At 72.2% G+C, this 18,017-nt stretch carries 12 protein-coding genes; 4 read left to right on the forward strand and 8 right to left on the reverse strand.

Annotation, left to right across the window (positions count from 1 at the left end):
- The first annotated feature begins 49 nt into the window (after nt 1-49).
- Entirely contained in the window at nt 50-862 is an 813-nt protein-coding gene (locus tag Q8A52_RS38690; RefSeq protein WP_316760511.1) for a hypothetical protein, read from the forward strand.
- A gap of 18 nt (nt 863-880) precedes the next feature.
- On the opposite strand, the gene Q8A52_RS38695 is transcribed toward Q8A52_RS38690, so the two are convergent.
- Nucleotides 881-1,156, reverse strand: coding sequence for a hypothetical protein (locus Q8A52_RS38695; RefSeq protein ID WP_316760576.1), 276 nt, complete (start codon nt 1,154-1,156; stop codon nt 881-883).
- Between the two features lie 178 nt (nt 1,157-1,334).
- Here Q8A52_RS38695 and Q8A52_RS38700 point away from each other — a divergent pair, with 178 nt between their 5' ends.
- Nucleotides 1,335-3,356: a cell wall-binding repeat-containing protein gene (locus Q8A52_RS38700; RefSeq protein ID WP_316760513.1), complete on the forward strand. Its 2,022-nt coding sequence runs from the start codon at nt 1,335-1,337 to the stop codon at nt 3,354-3,356.
- A gap of 113 nt (nt 3,357-3,469) precedes the next feature.
- Here Q8A52_RS38700 and Q8A52_RS38705 read toward each other — a convergent pair whose 3' ends face one another.
- On the reverse strand, nt 3,470-4,912 hold the full coding sequence (locus Q8A52_RS38705) for an MFS transporter (protein ID WP_316760515.1): 1,443 nt from the start codon (nt 4,910-4,912) through the stop codon (nt 3,470-3,472).
- On the reverse strand, nt 4,905-6,815 hold the full coding sequence (locus tag Q8A52_RS38710) for a glycoside hydrolase family 15 protein (protein ID WP_316760518.1): 1,911 nt from the start codon (nt 6,813-6,815) through the stop codon (nt 4,905-4,907). The genes Q8A52_RS38705 and Q8A52_RS38710 overlap by 8 nt, the downstream gene beginning before the upstream one ends.
- Nucleotides 6,816-7,090: 275 nt before the next feature.
- Here Q8A52_RS38710 and Q8A52_RS38715 point away from each other — a divergent pair, with 275 nt between their 5' ends.
- The gene (locus Q8A52_RS38715; RefSeq protein WP_408649329.1) at nt 7,091-8,134 is read left to right on the forward strand and encodes an alcohol dehydrogenase catalytic domain-containing protein; all 1,044 of its coding nucleotides are present in this window, start codon (nt 7,091-7,093) and stop codon (nt 8,132-8,134) included.
- 110 nt (nt 8,135-8,244) lie between these two features.
- On the opposite strand, the gene Q8A52_RS38720 is transcribed toward Q8A52_RS38715, so the two are convergent.
- Nucleotides 8,245-11,130, reverse strand: a complete 2,886-nt coding sequence (locus tag Q8A52_RS38720; protein ID WP_316760572.1) for a SpoIIE family protein phosphatase — start codon at nt 11,128-11,130, stop codon at nt 8,245-8,247.
- A gap of 384 nt (nt 11,131-11,514) precedes the next feature.
- On the opposite strand from Q8A52_RS38720, the gene Q8A52_RS38725 reads away from it, so the two are divergent.
- Nucleotides 11,515-11,772, forward strand: coding sequence for an acetyl-CoA synthetase (locus Q8A52_RS38725; RefSeq protein WP_316760520.1), 258 nt, complete (start codon nt 11,515-11,517; stop codon nt 11,770-11,772).
- A gap of 51 nt (nt 11,773-11,823) precedes the next feature.
- Here the strand turns inward: Q8A52_RS38725 and Q8A52_RS38730 are convergent, their stop codons facing one another.
- The 4 genes from Q8A52_RS38730 to Q8A52_RS38745 all read right to left on the reverse strand — a co-directional run bounded on the left by Q8A52_RS38730 (nt 11,824) and on the right by Q8A52_RS38745 (nt 17,929).
- Nucleotides 11,824-14,466, reverse strand: a complete 2,643-nt coding sequence (locus Q8A52_RS38730; RefSeq protein ID WP_316760522.1) for a beta propeller repeat protein — start codon at nt 14,464-14,466, stop codon at nt 11,824-11,826.
- Between the two features lie 962 nt (nt 14,467-15,428).
- Nucleotides 15,429-16,361 (reverse strand): MIP/aquaporin family protein, encoded by a 933-nt coding sequence (locus Q8A52_RS38735; RefSeq protein ID WP_316760524.1) that lies wholly within the window; start codon nt 16,359-16,361, stop codon nt 15,429-15,431.
- A gap of 139 nt (nt 16,362-16,500) precedes the next feature.
- Nucleotides 16,501-17,166 carry an SDR family NAD(P)-dependent oxidoreductase gene (locus tag Q8A52_RS38740; RefSeq protein ID WP_316760526.1) on the reverse strand — a complete coding sequence of 222 codons (666 nt, stop codon included), beginning with the start codon at nt 17,164-17,166 and terminating at the stop codon, nt 16,501-16,503.
- A gap of 55 nt (nt 17,167-17,221) precedes the next feature.
- Nucleotides 17,222-17,929 (reverse strand): DUF4328 domain-containing protein, encoded by a 708-nt coding sequence (locus Q8A52_RS38745; RefSeq protein WP_316760528.1) that lies wholly within the window; start codon nt 17,927-17,929, stop codon nt 17,222-17,224.
- Nucleotides 17,930-18,017 lie beyond the last annotated feature (88 nt).

An 18,017-nucleotide genomic window follows, 5' to 3' on the forward strand; every position in this document is an offset into this window, starting at 1 on the left:
CCCGGTACGCAGAACGATCGAAACCTGTCGGACAGGAACGGAAACGCACATGGGTGAACGGCTGAGCGGCGACGGAGTTCCGGGCCGTCGACGTGTGCACCCTGGCGGCGCCGTCTCCGAGTCGTGGGACGCGTACGACTCCGCCACGCTGGAATCGGTGCTGGCCGCCGCCATCCGCGCGGACGTCCTCGAGCCCGAGGCCGAGCAGCGAGCCCTGGCCGCCTTCCGGGCCGTCCGCGCCGGGGGCACGCACCGGGCCCGTACCCGGCGCCGGGACGACTGGCGGCTGCCCGAGGAACGGCGTGCCCGGCGCCCCCTGAGGATCACGTTCGGAGCGGTGTTCGCCAGCCTCACCCTGGGCGGTGTCGCGGTCGCGGCCATCGGCTCCGTCGGCTCGTCCACGGACGGTGCCGGTACCGGCCGGGGGACCGCGCACCCGTCGGCAGTCGCCCCGGACCGGCCGGGTGGTGCCGCCTCGTCGAATTCCTCCGGTGGCCACGGGCGGACGGACCGCCCCGCCACCGCCAAGGACACCGAAGCGCACTGCCGGGCCTACGAGCAGGTCCAGGATCACGGCAAGGCCCTGGACGCGACGGCCTGGCAACGGCTCGTCGCGGCCGCCGGCGGCAGGACCAAGGTCGCCTCGTACTGCGCCGAGCAGCTGTCGCGGGCGACGAGCGCGCCGGGCAGGACGACGGGCACCGGCAAGTCGCACCAGGGTTCCGCGGACGCCGGTAACGGCACGGCGGGCAACACCGGCGCCTCCGGCAACGGCACGTCCGGCAGCAACTCCGGCGGCACGGACAGCACGGCCGGGAACAGCGGGACGAGCAGCGGCAAGGGCAGCGGGAAGCACAAGTAGCGCCCGCGCCCGAGCGACTCAGCCGAAGCGGCCCTCCACGTAGTCCGCCGTGCGAGGGTCGGACGGGGTGGAGAACATCGTGGACGTCGAGGTCATCCCACCCTCACCGACTTGGACGTCATCGTCCCGTTGGCATAGCCGGCCCGCTTCGCGACGACGGTCACCGTGTGCGCGGTTCCGGCAGGAGGTCACGGCGGCCCGCAGGGTGAGCGGGGCGTTCACCGCCCCGGTGGTGGACGCCGACCCGGACGCCCCGCTGCCGTGGATGGCGACGCTGTATGTGCCGGGCCGCACGCTGTCTCCTCGCCGCATCGCGCCGATTCAGCCGCCCCGTGAATCGGGCGACCCCGCCTTCGCACCCGCCACGGCCTGGCACTAATGTTTCGCCGCTGCCGCGCGGACGGCTCGTCGATGCCGCCCATTCACCTCGGGGGAGAGGTCCGGCAGCCTTCCATTCACTTGTGGGGGCACATTGAATACGCGCACGCGCCGCAGACTTGCGTCGCTCACCGGCGCCACCGCGCTCGCCGCGGGGCTCCTCGCCACGGTTCCGGGGCCGGCGGCGGCCGACTCCGGCAGCTGGCCCGCCACCGACGGGAAGCTGCTGTACACGGACGGCGGCGGCTGGATGAACCTGATCAACACCGACGGGACCTCGTCGAACAGCTTCAGCACGTCCGGATCGCAGGGCGCCTGGTCCGCCGACGGCAGCCAGATCGCGTTCGTGAACGGCGACCAGGTCCGCACGGCCTGGGCCGACTCGGAGACCACCGGCAACGACATCAACATGCCCTCGGGCAGCGGCTGGCATCCGGCCGACCCGACCTTCTGGTACGGCGGCGGGGACATCGTCTTCACGGCCGCCGGCCGGCTCCGGGTGACCGCAGCCGACGGCACCCGCACGCCCAAGGCGCTGTTCGGTACCGACGTCGACGGCTGCGACTCGAAGCCGAGCGGCGCCGTCAACGGCATGCTCGCCTTCGTCCGGACGGGGACCAGCTGCGGGGCCGCGGGCACCCCGGCCGTCTGGGTCTACAACGGCCGCACCGGGGCGTTCAAGAAGCTGGCCGACGACGCGCGTGAGCCGAGCATGTCCCCCGACGGACAGTCGGTCGCGTTCACCCGGTCCGTCGACGGTCACAAGCAGCTCTTCTCGGTCAAGACCGACGGCACCGGGCTGACCCGGCTCACCACCGACGCCACCGACCACAACCGGCCCGCCTGGTCGCCGCAGGGCGACCGGATCGCGTACGACGTCTACTTCACCGGCAGCGCGGACACCGGCCCCAGCGGTCCGCAGGTGTGGATCCACGACCTCGGCACCGGCACGGAGACGCGCGTCCCCATGGCCGACGGCACGGACGTGGCCTGGCAGCCGATCCGGAACAACGCGATCTCCCGCATCTGGGGCGCCGACACCTACGACACCAACATCGCCGCGTCCAAGTGGACCTGGAACAAGGTCGGCACCAGCACGCCCGGTCTGACGAACGCCAACTCGGCCGTGCTCATCAGCAAGTCCGACTCGGCCTACGCCACCACCGCGGCCTCACTGGGCGGCAAGAAGCGCGGGCCGGTGCTGATGACTTCCGGCACGGCTCTGGACTCCTCGGTGCAGACCGAGCTCAAGCGCACGCTGCCGAAGGGCAAGACGGTCTATCTGATCGGCGGCACCAAGGTGCTGAGCAGCTCGGTGGCCTCCAAGGTGACCTCGCTCGGCTACGTCGCCAAGCGGCTGTACGGCACCTCGCGCTACTCCACCTCGGTGGCCGTGGCCAAGGCGATCACCAGCGCGCCGAAGTACATCTTCCTGGCGACCGGCACCGACTACCACAACGCCCTCGCGGCGAGCTCCGCCGCCGGTTCCCTGGGCGGTTCCGGGACCGCGGTCGTCCTGCTGACCGAGGGGTCGACCATGACCTCGTCGGTCTACGGCTACCTGGACAGGTTCAGCCCGAGCACGACGAAAATCATCACGGTGGGGACCGACTCCGAGTCGGCGCTGGCCAAGGCGTACCAGGCCCGCAAGATGCCGCACTGGCCCAGCTCGTACCGCTACTACCGGGTCGCGGGCGGCACGCCGCAGTCCAACGCCAGGAGCCTCGCCCAGTTCTGGTGGTCGCTGCCGTCGGACGCCGCGGTGGCCGCCTCGAACAGCTGGCGCGGCGGCGTCTCCGCGTCGTCGGCGATGGCCACCTACGGTCCGCTGCTGTGGACCGACACCACCTCGCTGCCGTACGACACCAAGCGGTACCTGATGTGGATGTCGTCGAGCCTGCACCACGTGGCCGTCTTCGGCGGGACGTCGTCGGTCGACGCCTCCCTCATCCCCAAGATCGGCGCGGCCATCGGCGTGGGCACGCACTACGTCTACACGCCGTACTACAAGGGGGTCGCGCCGGTGTCCCCCGCCGCCCAGCCACTGTCCGGGACCACCACTCGCTCCATCCCGAGCCCGGACCTCGCACCCCTGCAGGTGACGGCCACGAAGTAGCCGAGCACCGCTGCGAGAGGAAGGCCCGGGTCACCGACCCGGGTCTGTCCTTTTGTGCCGCGTCCCGCGAGTCGAAGCCACCGTCGTCCCGGCGGCCCGCGGCGACCCGGCCGTCACCCGCGGCTTCGTGGTGGTGTGGTGTCCCGTGGTGGTGCGACCTTCAGGCCTCCTGGGCCGTGCGCGTCGGGAGGCCTGGGCAGGAGGGCCGCCGCCGCGAGGCCGCCCAGTCCGGCCACCCCGAGGGCGATCATCGCGGCGGCGTAGGCGCCGCTGGTGAGTCCGGAGACCAGGATCGTGCCGGCGATGGCCGTGCCGAAGGAGGAGCCGAGGTTGGAGACGCTGCGGGACAGACCGGAGATCTCGCCCTGCTGCTCCTCGGGGAAGCTCGACTGGACGACGTTCACCGACGGCGTCAGCATCAGGCCCAGGCCGAGGCCGATCAGGAGGAGTCCGGGGGCGAAGGCCCACGCGCTGGTGAGGCTGCCGGCCAGGGCGATCAGTACGGCGATGCCGGCGAGGGTGGTGACGAAGCCGGTCATGATGAGCGTCCGCTGCGGGCGCCGCTTCGCGAGGCGCTCGGCGGCCAGCGACGTGACCAGCAGCCCGAGCGTGGCCGCCGTGAAGATGACCCCGGTCTGGATGGCGTCGTAGCCGCGGACGACCTGGAGGTAGGCGGCCACCGTGAACGACGAGCCCATCAGCAGCAGCCACTGGACGTTCTGGGTGACGAGCCCGAGGTCGGAAGTGCGGTTGCGGAACAGGGACAGCGACAGCAGCGGCTCCTCGCCCGCCTCCTCCTTGGCCCGTACGGAGCGGAAGAACCACCACAGCACGAGCGCGCCGAGGACCAGCAGGCCCAGCATCAGCCACACGCTGTTGTCCGCGGCCAGGATGCCCATGACGATCAGGACCAGGCCCACGGCGGAGAGCACCGCCCCGCCGGTGTCGAAGGGCCGGGTCGGGTCGGGCGGCAGCGGGTCCTTGATATGGCGGCTGAGGACGACGATCACCACGATGACCAGTGCCTGGAACACGAAGGCCGCCCGCCAGCTGATCCCCGTGGTGATGAGCCCGCCGATCAGCGGGCCGGCGGCCGCCCCGATGCCGCCCAGCGCCATGATCACCCCGAACGCGCGGGCACGGGAGGTCAGGTCCGGGTAGAGGAGCGTGGTGAGGATGTAGACGGGCGGGATGAGCAGGGCGGTGCCGACGCCCTCCAGGATCGAGTTGCCGAGGATCAGGACACCCAGCCCCGGCGCGGCCGCGCTCAGCAGTGCCCCGATCCCGTACACGACGAGGCCCACCAGGAGGCACCGCTTGCGGCCGTAGCGGTCGGTCAGCTTGCCGCCGGGGATCATCAGTGCCGCCATGACCAGCAGGAAGATCGTGATGGCCACCTGCACGCCCTGCACGGTGGTGCCCAGGTCCTTGCTGATGTCGTTGATCATCACGTTCATGTTGGAGCCGGCGAAACTGCAGATGAACTGGGCCAGCGCCAGCGGGGCGAGAATGCGCTGCCCCGGCGAGGCCTGTTTCGCCCGGTCCGTGTCATCCACCGGTACCACCTCCGCCCGTGGGCGCAACCGGCACCGCGAAGCCCTGCGCCACCGGAAGGTCGTCACGGCTTCCCGGCCGTGTCTCCGCCTCGCTCAGCTGCTCGTCCAGCGCCATCGCGGCGGTGACCAGCGCGAGGTGGGTGAACGCCTGCGGGAAGTTGCCGAGTTGTTCGCCCGAGGGGCCGATCTCCTCCGCGAACAGGCCGACATGGTTGGCGTAGGTGAGCATCTTGTCGAAGGCGTACCGGGCCTGGGCGAGCCGGCCGGCCCGGGCCAGGGCCTCGACGTAGAAGAAGCTGCACAGGTTGAAGGTCCCCTCGGAGCCCCGCAGCCCGTCGGGCGAGGCGGCGGGGTTGTAGCGGTAGACCAGGCTGTCGCTCACCAGCTCCTCGCCCATGGCGTCGAGGGTGGTGAGCCAGGCCGGATCCCGCGGGGAGATGAAGCCGACCCGGGGCATGAGCAGGAGCGAGGCGTCCAGCACGTCGGTGTCGTAGTGCTGCACGAAGGCCTGCCGCTTCTCGTGCCAGCCGCGTTCCACGATCTGCTCGAAGACCTCGTCGCGCGCCTCGGTCCAGCGTTGGACGTCGGCCGGGCGGGATGTGGCGATGGCCGCGTGGATGCAGCGGTCGAACGCGACCCAGGTCATCAGCCGGCTGTAGGTGAAGTCCTGTCGGCCGCCCCGGGTTTCCCAGATGCCCTCATCGGGCCGGTCCCAGTTGTCGGCGAGCCAGTCCATCACCCGGCTGATGGCCCGCCAGCCGCGGATCGCCCCCATGTCCCGGCCGATCACCAGGGCGTCGGAGGCCTCGCCGTAGATGTCGAGCTGCAGCTGGTCGGCCGCCGCGTTGCCGGCCCGCACCGGCCGGGAGCCCATGTAGCCCTCCAGGTGGTCGAGGGTCTCCTCGGTCAGATGGGGGTCGCCGTCCACCCGGTACATGATCTGCAGGGGATCGCCGGAGGCGGTGCCGCCTGCTTCGATACGGTCGCGCAGCCAGCGGCGGAAGGCCTGTGCCTCCTCCTCGAAGCCGAGGTCGATCAGGGACCGTACGGAGAGCGAGGCGTCCCGGACCCAGGTGTAGCGGTAGTCCCAGTTGCGTTCACCGCCGACCTGCTCGGGCAGCCCCATGGTGGCCGCGGCGATGGGCGCCCCCGTGGGCGCGTACGTGAGCAGTTTGAGCGTGATCGCCGAGCGGTTCACCATGTCGCGCCAGCGTCCGCGGTACGTGCACGCCCGCAGCCACGACAGCCAGAAGGCCCGGCAGGCCTCGACCTCGTCGACGATGCCGCCCAGGGACGGCCGGGGCGGGACGCTGCCGCCGCTCACGGTGCTGGTCAGCACCATGGCGGCCGCCTCCCCCGCCGACAGGGTGAAGTGGGCGGTGATGTCGTCCCCGTCGGCCCGGAGGGCGACCCCGGTGGTGGACTGGAGATGCAGGTCGGTGCCCGGGCCGCGGAAGACCGCGCCGCGGTCGTCGTCCAGGGTGAGCGTGTGCGGAGCACGTCCGTAGTCGAAGCGCGGCCGGCAGGTGAAGCTGAAGGGCAGGCTGCCGCGGACGACGCGCGCGATCCTGACCAGACGGTGCCGGTCCGTCGGTGCCGTGGACTCGATCGGCGTCATCAGGTCGGCCACCTCGCCGACGCCTCCGGGTGCCATGAACCGGGTGACCAGGATCGCCGTGTCGGGCAGGTACAGCTGCCGCACCGTCAGTCCGTTCCCCTCCGGGAGGTCGACGGCGAGATGGCAGTGACCGCCGCGCTCGCTGTCCAGGAGCGAGGCGAAGACACTGGGCGAGTCGAAGCGCGGTGTGCACCACCAGTCCACGGTTCCACCGGACGACACCAGGGCCGCCGTCTGGAGATCGCCGACCATTCCGTGCTCTGCGATGGGCGGATACCGGTCCACGGAGCCTCCTCGGTCGAGCCGCCGCGCCCGGGCAGGCGCCGTCCCGGCCTTCCCGTCCATCGTTCGGCTGCCGTGGCGCGCCTGCCTCACCCGCCGGGGGTGAGCGGCCCCCTCGCACGCGCGCGTGCGAGGGGGCCGCCCGCTGCTTATCGTCGGACGTGCAGACCACGGAAATCCGCCCGGGCCGGCTCGCGGCCGAAGGAGCCCCGAGGCCGAGGAAGCCGGTACGTGTGGCGGCCCGCACCAGGCTCCGCGCCGTGACGAAGGGTTAGATCATGTCTGCGTCCAGCACTTCCTACACCGGCCCGCTGCGCGCCGCGCAGGTGGCCACGCCCGGTGGCACACCGGAAATGGTCGAGGTCGCCCCGCGAGAGGCGGGACCGGGGTCCGTGCGGATCACCATCGAGGCGTGCGGTGTGTGCCACTCCGACCTGCTGATCAGCTCGGGCATGCTGCCCGGGACCACGTTCCCGGTGACGCCCGGTCACGAGATCGCCGGGCGGATCGACGCCGTGGGCGAGGGAGTGGCCGGATGGCAGGTCGGTGACCGGGTCGCGGTGGGCTGGTACGGCGGCAGCTGCGGATACTGCGACGCCTGCCGCGACGGCGACGCCGTCCTGTGCCCCCGGCTGTCGATCCCAGGCGTCGCCTACCCCGGCGGCTATGCCGACTCCATCGTCGTGCCCGCCGTCGCCCTCGCGGCGATCCCGGACCAGCTGACCGCCGTCGAGGCCGCACCGCTGGCCTGCGCGGGCGTGACCGTCTTCAACGCCCTGCGCAACACGGCCGCCCGCCCCGGTGATGTCGTCGCGATTCTGGGTCTGGGCGGTCTTGGTCACCTGGGCGTCCAGTTCGCCCAGAAGATGGGCTTCGACACGGTCGCCATCGCCCGTGGCCAGGAGAAGCGGGACCTGGCGCACAAGCTCGGCGCCGCCCACTACGTCGACAGCACCGCCGGTGACGTCTCCCAGGCCCTGGAGTCGCTCGGCGGGGCCAAGGTGGTCCTCGCCACCGTCACCAACGCCGACGCCATGTCCGCCACCATCGACGGGCTCGGCCGCCGCGGCGAACTCGTGATGGTCGGCGTCTCACCCGACCGCCTCGACGTCAGCCCCCTCCAGCTCCTGAACAACGCCCGCAAGGTCTACTCACACGCCTCCGGCGCCGCCGTCGACATCCAGGACACCCTGCGCTTCGCCGCCCAGAGCGGCGTACGGGCCTGGGTCGAGGAGGTACCGCTGGAGGAAACCGCGGCCGCGGTCGCGAAGATGCACGAGGGCCGGGCCCGCTTCCGAATGGTCCTCACCACCGACCGCTGAGCCCGCCGGGCGGTCGCGGCGACGTGGCACTTCCGTCCAAGACCTCGCAGATCAGGGCACGGTCACGGATCAGCCGTGGGCGGACAGAGCCCGGACCCGATTCCGAATGATCACCACCGACCGCTGAGCCCACCCGACGCCCGCGGCAGCGGCTGTTCGGTCCAGATGACCTTTCCCTCGGCCGTCGACCGGGTCCCCCACCGCTCCGTGAGACGGGCGACCAGGAACAACCCGCGGCCACCCTCGTCCTCACTCCTGGCCCGACGCAGCCGCGGCGACGTGGCACTGCCGTCGAAGACCTCGCAGATCAGGGCGCGGTCACGGATCAGCCGTAGGCGGACGGGGCCGGTCGCGTGCCGGATGACGTTGGTGACCAGTTCGCTGGCCACGAGTTCGGTGGTGAAGGCCAGTTCGTCCAGGCCCCACGCGGCGAGCTGATCGGTGACCGCGGCGCGGGCGCGGGAGACGACCGCCGGGTCGGCGGGCAGGTCCCACTGGGCGACCCGGTCGGGGCCCAGCGCGTGTGTGCGGGCGACGAGCAGGGCCACGTCGTCGCGAGGCCGGGCCGGGAGCAGCGCGTCGAGCACCGCCTCGCAGGTGTCCTCCGGCGGACGTCCGGCGCAGGCCAGGACGGTACGGAGCTGGTCCAGGCCGGTGTCGACGTCCCGTCGGCGGTCCTCGATCAGGCCGTCGGTGTAGAGCACCAGCTGGCTGCCCTCGGCCAGCTCCAGCTCGGCCGTCTCGAAGGGCATCCCGCCCAGGCCGAGGGGAAGTCCGGGAGGCAGGTCGACGAAGTCCACCGTGCCGTCGGGTCCCACGACCGCGGGGACCGGGTGCCCGGCACGGGTGAGCGTGCACCGCCGGGACACCGGGTCGTACACGGCGAACAGGCAGGTCGCGCCCGCGATACCGGAGTCCGGGGCATTGTCGGCCGTGCCCCAGCCCTCGCCCCGGTCCAGCCCGCCGGCCAGGTCGTCGAGGTGGGTGAGCAGGTCGTCCGGCGGCAGGTCCAGGGAGCAGAAGTTGTGCACGGCGGTGCGCAGCCGGCCCATCGTGGCGGCGGCGTGCAGACCGTGGCCGACCACGTCCCCGACCACCAGCGCCACCCGGGCGCCGGACAGCGGGATGACGTCGAACCAGTCGCCGCCCACCCCGGCCTGCGCGGGCAGATAGCGGTAGGCGACCTCGACGGCGCTCTGCTCGGGCCGCCCCCGGGGCAGCAGGCTGCGCTGCAGGGCGAGCGCGGTGGTGTGCTCGCGGGTGAAGCGGCGGGCGTTGTCGATGCAGATCGCCGCGCGGGCGGCCAGTTCCTGGGCCAGGGACAGATCGTCGTCCTCGAAGGGGGCGGGCCGCTCGGCGCGGTAGAAGCTCACCACGCCGAGGGTCGTGCCACGGGCCCGCAGCGGCACGGTGATGAGCGAGTGGATCCCGGCGGCGAGCACCAGCTCCAGCCGGGCCGGGTCCTGGGCGATCCAGCCGCCGGCCGCGGCCAGGACAGGTTCGAGCACGGACTGGCGGGTCTCCAGGCTGCGCGCCTGCGGGGTGGTCGGCACGTAGCGCACCGTGTCGCCGACGCCGTACAGATGGGAGTCCTCGTGCAGGGCGCCGAGGGCGACCCGGCGCAGCGGGGCGTCCGCGCCGAGGGGGCCCGGCTCCTCGCCGCGCAGCACCGCGTCCGGCAGGTCCACGGCGGTGAAGTCGGCGAAGCGGGGGACCGTGACCTCCGCCAGTTCCTCCGCGGTGCGGGTGACGTTCAGGGTGGTGCCGATCCGGACGCCGGCGTCGTGCAGCAGTTCCAGGCGCCGGCGGGCCAGGACGGCGAGCCGGCCGACGCCGGCCTCGCCGAGGAGCAGCAGCCAGCCGTCGGCATCGGTGCCGCCCTCGTCCCCCGTGCCCCGGCTGGGTGCCGGCCGGACCGGCGGCGCCGGAGCGAGCGGCGGCACGACGGCAGGAGCCACGGCCCGCACGGCGGAACGCGCCGGGACCGCCAGGGGTGCCGGCGCGGGCGCCCTGGGCTCCACATGGCGCAGCCGCGGGCCGCCGGCGACCCGGGCCTCGACGACCGCGCCCGTCTCGCCGGTCGCTCCCCTGACCTGACGGCGCAGCAGGGTGGCGGTCCGGCCGTCGGAGAGCTCGACCTCCTCGACGGTGTGCTGCGGAGAGGCGATGAGCTCCTCGGCCTTCTCCCGCAGCACGGCGAGGTCGAGCCGGCCGATCTCGCCACCGTTGTGGCCGGCCCCCCGCGCCGACGGGGGCGGGGGCTCGGCCGCCGGGGGCAGTCCGCCCGCGTCGGCCTGCCGGTAGGCGGTCAGCAGGGCCTGTTCCCGTTCGGCGGCCTGGCCGAGCAGCCGCGCCTCGATGTCGTGGGCGGCGTCCCGCGCCAGCGCCAGCATGGCGGGGTCGCCGTCACCGCGCAGACAGGTGAGGTCGAGCACCGCCTCGATATGGCCGCTGAGCGGGTTCCGGACGGGCGCGCCCGCGCAGGCGAACGGCAGCAGGCAGTCGGCGAAGTGCTCACGGCCCGCGACGAAGACCGGGCCCCGCTCGGCCAGCGCGGTACCCACGCCGTTGGTGCCCGCGGCCTGCTCGGAGACGTCGAACCCGGGGGCGAAGTGCACCTCGTCGAGGCGTGCGCGCAGCCACGGGTCACCGCCGTAGCGCCGGATCAGACGGGCCTGCGCGTCGCACAGCACGACCGTCATGCTCACGTCGGCCAGAGAGTCGGCGAGGTCCTGCAGCACCGGGTCGGCGGCCTGCAGCAGCGGGTCGTCCAGTGCCAGCTCGGATGTGTAGGGGAGCAGCAGCCGGTGCGGCTCGAGCCCCGCGGACCTGCATCGCTTCCAGGAGTCCAGGACCGGGCTCCGGACGTCCGAGTCCACTCGTTCACCGGCCAGGAAACGCTCGTGGGCATCGACGAGCCCGCCGATGTCGTCCCAGGCGACGGACAACGGAATCACTTCCCTCACCAACCACACTAGTCCAAGCGTGAACTGCATCACACTCGCGGGGGGCATGCTGGTGTCCGGAGAAGCGGGCCGGGAGGTAAGGGCATGCGGTGGTGGACCGGGGCATGGTGGGTGGCCGGGGTGATCGTCTTGGCGGCGTGCGGCGGGCCGGGGGGCGGGGGATCCTCCGGGGGATCGTCAGGCGGACCCTCCACAGGGCCCTCCGGGACGGGGAGCGGCACGGCGTCACCGGCGTCCGGTGCGCCGACCCGGACGACCGCGCCCCCGGCCGGGACCGCGTCCGGGACCCCGGCCACGTCATCGCCCTCGGCCGCGCCCTCCGCCTCGGCGGGCGGCTGCGCCGCCGGGCACACCCAGGTCACCGTCGCCCATGGTGACGCGCCCGTACGGAGGCTGTGCGCACGGCCCGGGACCGTGGTGTCCCTCGTCCTCGAGCCCCGTACGGACGACAGGCGATGGTCGGCCGTACACAGCTCCGCGCCCGCCTTCGTGCTGCCGTCCGGATGGCACCTGGACCCGGACGGCACCGCCCGGGCCTCGCTGCGCTGCGCGGGCACCCGGGGCGGTACGGCCAAGGTCACCGCCACGGCGAAGGCACCGGACGTGGCGGGCGCGCCGGCCGTCGCCTTCACGCTGGACCTGAGCGTGGTGCCGTACCCGCGGGAGGGGTGACCCCGGCCCCCGGAAACCGGGATGCGTCCGGAACCACCCCTCCACCTCGCGTCAGTCGCAGTCGCGGACCTTGACGGTGTAGATGCCACGGCCGTGGGTGGCCGCGTACAGCGTGCCGCCGTCCGGGCTCAGCTTCAGCTGGAGCACGGCGACGGCCGGGAGCCGGCCCACGCGCTGCCACGTCGTGCGGCCCGGCGCGCGGTAGACGACACCGAGGTCGGTGGCCACGGCGAGGCCGCCGTTCTGCGTGACGACCGCGGAGTTGGCCGGCACGTCGGGAAGGTTCGCCGAGATGTCCTTCCAGGTGGTGCCGCCGTCCTTGGACTCGAAGACATGGCCGACGCCGGCGCCGGGTCCCTCGGTCCAGTGCCGGGAGAAGCCGTTGACCGCGAGGTACACGTGGTCGGCGTTCTTCGGGTCGACGGCGAAGCCGCTGAGGTAGCGGTTGGGCACGGACCCGTCCACCGGCAGGGTGATGTCGTGCCAGCCGGTGCCGTCCTCGTTGCCGACGGCGATGCCACGGGCGAAGCCCTGGTTGTTGCAGGGGCCGCACCAGGCCACGTACACCTTGCCGCCCGAGGCCGCGACGGCGGTTGCGGTGCGGCCGGCGCCGAGGTCGTGCAGGCTGGTCCACTCCGAGCCGCTGCGGATGGCGTAGCCGTGGGTCTGCACCCACACATGGCGGCCGCCCGCGATCCAGGTCGAGCTGTTCTTCATGTCGGCCGCGAGCGGGGCGATGAAGCGGGCCTCGCTGGTGGCGCTGTCGGCCGGGGCGACGTTGTACGACGTGACCCTGCTCGGGTCGCTGGTCCAACTGCCGTCGTTCACCGCGCAGTTCTGGGTGATCTGGACGGCCAGGTAGACGTACTCCTCGGCGATGTTGCAGCCGTTGGCGGGGTCGGTGAGGGTGTCGCCGCCGTCGCCGCCGAAGTTGGAGCCCATCACCTTGTCGTTGCCGCGCAGGACGGACTGGCCGTTGTCCTGCAGTCCGCCGGTGACCGCGACTCCGCCGTAGGCCAGGTCCTTGCCGATGCCCACCGAGTAGTACTGGAGGGTGTCGATGGTGCCGTCGTTGAGCGAGGTCCAGTCAGTGGCGTGCCCGGAGGAGTCCTGGGCGCCGTCGACCGGACGCCGGTAGACGCCGCCGTCGTTGCCCACGTACACGAAGCTCTTGCCGTGGTAGCGGCCGATCGCGACGCCGTGCTGGTCGGGGTGGGTGGTCTGGTTGCAGTCACCGGTCTGCTTGGCGGGGTCGATGCTCCAGCAGGGGAAACCGAAGTTCCAGTACGGGCCGACCGCCGACCAGGTGCTGCCGCCGTCCTTGGTCTCGTGGACCTCCTCGAGGCCCGCGTACACGTGCTGCGGGTCGCTCGGGTCGACGGTGAGGAACTGGTTGTACCAGGCCTGGATGCCCGGCATGTAGCCGCTGGTGGTGAGCGCCGAGCCGTCGGCCGCGAGGCCCTTGTAGTCGGCGATCTTCGTCCAAGGCCCGGTCGGGGAACCGGACTTGGAGACGAAGATGCCCTCCAGGCCGCTGTCCGGGTTGGTGTTGAGCTGCTCCGGCGACTGGTCGACGGCGTAGTAGCGGGAGCCGTCGGCGGAGCGGGCGAAGGTGACGTTGCCGACGCCGTCCGCGTCGGCGGGCAGGTCGCCCAGGCCGCTGGTGATCCGCGTCCAGGCGCCGTTCGCCTTGGTGTAGAAGCCGTTGTAGTCGTCACCGCTGCGCCAGCCGACGGCCAGGACCACCTTGGTGGGGTCCTTCGGGTCGATCGCGATGTCGTTGGCGATGTTCTTGTACGCCGCGGAGGGGTCGCTCGCCTTCGAACCGCCCGGCAGATAGTCGGGGTTGGGCGCGAACTCCAGCTTCCAGGCGCCGGTGAGCTTCTTGGTGGAGTGGCTCCAGACGCCCTCGCTGGTCGCCGCCCACACCTTGCCGGCGCCGAAGCGCAGCTCGTGGACGGTGGTGCTCTCCAGTTCGTCGCCGCCGACCCGGCTGCGCATGGAGAAGCTCCCGTGGTGCGGGTGGGAGAGGACATAGACGCCGCTGCCGAGGTAGGCGTCCGCGTTGGTCGTCGCCTCGCCGGTACCCAGCCACAGCCGTCCGGCCCCGTCGAGCGCGAGCGCGCCGGTGGACTGCGAGGACAGCCGGTCGCTGATGGGCTTCCAGTGCCCGCCGCCGGTGTGCGACCGCCACACACCGCCGCCGGCGCTCCCGGCGTACACGTACCCGTCGTCGTCGGCGGCCATCGCGGCCATCCGGCCGGTGACATTGCCGGCCCCGCCGCTGGAGTTGGAGTCGAAGTCGCGGTAGCGGGGGTCGTCGGAGTTGTAGGGCAGGTCGGTGACGTGGTGCCAGCCTCCGCCGGTGCCGGGCAGTTTGCCCAGACTGTTCCAGGCCGCTCCATAGGCGCCCGGCGCGACGATGCCGGGCGAGGTGCGAGCCTCGGCGTACTGGTCGGCACCCTCGGCTATCTCATCGGCCTCGTTCCCGTCGTCCTCGTCGGCGGCCTTCACCTGGTGGGTGATGCCGCCCGCCGAATGCGTTCGTTCGGCGGCGAGTCGGGCGAGGGTGCGGGCGCCGAAGGGGGTGCTGTTCTTGCCGGGTGCGGCGCTTGCGGGCAGTGACACCAGTGCGGCGGAGACGGTGATGGCACAGATCGTGAGCCGACGTCTCCGGCGGGTGAGTGATGACAACGGATCCTCCCTTGCGGGGCATTGACGCAGCCGTCGCAGGAGACCCGACCACTCAAGGGAGGAAAGGTCCGGCACTTGGCCAGATTTTGACCAGAACCTGTCACTGGGGTCGCTCTGGTACCCGGTCGCGCGGCCTCACGCCGCCAGGTCGCGCCCGGTGAAGGCGAGCAGCCGCCGGTGGGCGGGAGCGTCCGAGTTCCTCGCAAGGGAGTTGGTCGACCAGATCCTCGCGGCCGGTGGCGACGGCGAGGTCGGCGCCGTGGACGAGGAGCTCGGTGAGGTGGACGAGCGCCGCCGTGGGGCCGGGCAGGGTGCCGAAAGAGAGGCGGACCGGGGTGTCGAGGGCGCCCGGCCGGTGCCAGGCGGTCCGGTCGAGCGCGGCCGCGGCCGTGAAGGCGCCCTGGGGAATCGTCGCCCAGCCAGTCGGCGTGATGAGCGGCGCCGGCGTCGGTGCCGGAGGGTGCCGCGGCGAAGACGCGCATTCCGCCGACCAGGTGATTGAGCTCGGTACGGAGCTCCCGGCCGGGGCGGAGCGAGGGCGCCGTCAACCGGTCGGGGGCGATGGCCCCGCTGATCCCGGCATGCACAGAGCCGTGTGACTGTACGGCGCGGGCGCGCTCCCGTACAGCTCGTCAAGGTGCCCGCAGGGCTGGGGAAGCGAAGTCCCGACGGCCCGGCGGCCGCGGCGCCCGGGCACGGGCGGCGACGCACCGGGCCGGCACCGAGCCGGCCGCCGTGCACGGATACGGCGACTCCATGGCGCCCGGGCCATGGATGACCCTCACCCGACTGACCGCCGGGTCGCGACACCGGCAGCTCGCGGGCGACCCACGCGCATGCGGCAAATGTGGCCCGCGACCGCTTACCGGTCGAATACGGCGGCCGGATCCGGGAGACCCTCGGCCGTGCCCGGACGTGAGCGGGGGCGGCCGGGAGTACCGGTCACCCCGCACACAGGGCCGTCACTCGATGGTGGGACGCGTGCGGCCGGGCTCCGGAAGTTCGCCCAGCTCCGCACGGATGTGCAGCACGTCGCTGATGAAGAGGTCGTACACCAGGACCCCGATCACGCCGCCGATCAGCGGCCCGACTATGGGGATCCAGAAGTAGTTGCTGAACCATGCTCCGTCCCCCGGGAAGGCGTAACCGTCCCATCCGGCGAACCAGGTGAGCAGACGCGGTCCGAAGTCACGGGCCGGGTTGATGGCGTATCCGGCGTTCGCCCCGTAGGACATGCCGACGGCGGCGACGGCGAAGCCGATCACCAGCGGGCCGAGATTCGCCTGCACCGCCGTGTTGCGCAGGTCGATGACGGCCACGACGAACATGACCAGGAAGGCGGTGCCGACGATCTGGTCGAACAGCGGCCCCCAGACGCCGCCGTTGAAGTACGGCGCCGGGAAGGTGGCGAAGATCGAGAACGTGGCGAGCGTCTTCCCGCCCACATGCGGATCCTTCGAGGCCGCGTCGTACGCGTTGATCGCGTCGTGGTAGACGCCGAAGACCAGCGCCGCCCCGGTGAGGGCGCCGAGGACCTGCGCCAGCCAGTACGGGAGGACCTTGATCCAGGGGAACTTGCGGCGCACGGCGAACGCCAGCGTCACCGCCGGGTTGATGTGCGCTCCGCTGACACCGCCGGCCACGTAGATACCGAAGACCACGGCCAGGGCCCAGCCCCAGGTGATCAGCAGCCAGTCACCCGCCGCCAGGAAGATCGTCGTGGGCGTCGCGGCACGGCCCGAGCCGGGCAGCGCCGCGACCGCCATCGCCACGACACCGCAACCGAACGAAATGAGGACGAAGGTCCCCAGGAACTCTGCCAGGCACTCGCCCAGCAGGCCTCCGCGGCGCCTGAGCCGCGAGGGCTTTATCAGGGGAGGGATCTCAACAGCCATCTCGACCCCCTTCAGAGGGTGCGCTCCGGTGCATTCCGGTGCATTCCGGATCTACCACCATCGTTGCGCACGAATCGATATCCGACACTGCGAGGAATTCGGAGGGGTCGAACAAGTGATCGAGGAGGCGGCGGTCGGGTCAGCTGTCGAGGTCGTCGGCGTAGTGACGGAAGCCGTGGCGGTCCCGGTGCATGCCCCACAGGGTCTCCGCGAGCACGGCGGGGTCCTTCCGCGGGTGGCCAGGCACGATCGAGCCGGGGACGACGAGTTGGGCCACGTGGATGCCCTCCGCGGCGAGCCGGTCGTGCAGCAGATGGCCGTAAGCACTCTCGGCGGCGAACGCGATCGAGGTGCCCGCACGGTCCGGGTGCGGGACGACGGCGCTGCCGCCGTTGACGAACAGGATCGTGCCGCGGCCCAGGGCCCGCATACCGGGCAGCACCTGCTGAACGGCGACGACGGGCCCGTACACCGAGAACTCGACCGGCCCGAGCAGATCCTGGTGCGTGGTCTCCAGCACCGGCAGCATGAAGTCCCGCTGCGGCACCGGGCTGTACTGCAGCACCTCGACCGGCCCGATCTCCTCGCCCGCCGCGGCGAGGGCCGCCATCAGCGCCTCCGGGTCGCGCACGTCGGCGACGAACCCGTGCGCGGTGACCCCCTCGGCGCCCAGTTCCCCGGCGAGGGCGTCCAGCCGGGCCCGGTCGCGGGCGACGAGTGCGACGCCGTACCCCTCACGCCCGAACCGGCGCGCGACGGCCGCACCCAGTCCGGGACCGGCCCCGACGATGGCAATGGTGCTCATGACGCGTGACCGTACTGCCTTCACGGGGACCCCGCACCCGTAGGCCGAGCCGGGGTCACGCCTCCTGGGCCGCCGCGACGGGCGCGACCGGCGTGGCGGTGTCCGAAGCCCCGCGCTCCAGCTGTGCGGCGGTCACGGCACGGACGACGAACACGGCGGCCACGGCCGCGCCCACCACCGCCGCGTCGGACGCCAGCAGGGGCCACACCTCCGTGTACGCCCGCTCGATGACCTCGTCCCTCGAATCCTCGTACACCAGCCCGACCCCGCTGAGCATGCCGACGAGCCACAGCACCCACCAGACGTTCAGGACCAGCGGCGCCGGCTTGCCCCCGGTGCTCCCCTCGTAGACGTCCGCGACCAGTCCGCGGGGCACCCACAGATTCATGATGGGCATGATCCAGCCCAGATAGACCCAGATCCCGAGGTAGCGGGCCGGGCGGCCGGAGATGATCCGCGCGTTGTCCCGGACCCGCCACAGCCACGACAGGAATGCGAAGGCGCAGATCAGCGCGGCGGCCCCGCCGACGGTACCGACGAAGTGGTACGAGTCCTCCAGGGCCGTCAGCGCGCGATGGTTGCCCTCTCCCTGGTCCGGCGGCCCCGAGGCGGGCTCCCCCGCCACCGCGAGCCGGATCTCCCATGCCGCCCGGACCACCCAGGCGGCACCGGCGAGCAGAAGAGCGGCAACGGCGACCCGGGCGGAACCTCGGACCGGCTGCAGGACGGGGAGTGGCGGGGACTGCGCTATGTGGTCGTTCACCCGCGCATCCTGCCGCATGAAACGCACCGGATCCAGGAGGCATGCCCATGACCGACAAAGCCGGACCCGCCTTCGTAAGCCTCCGAAC

Source organism: Streptomyces herbicida, assembly GCF_032656585.1.
In the GTDB taxonomy this organism is placed as follows: Bacteria; Actinomycetota; Actinomycetes; order Streptomycetales; family Streptomycetaceae; genus Streptomyces; species Streptomyces herbicida.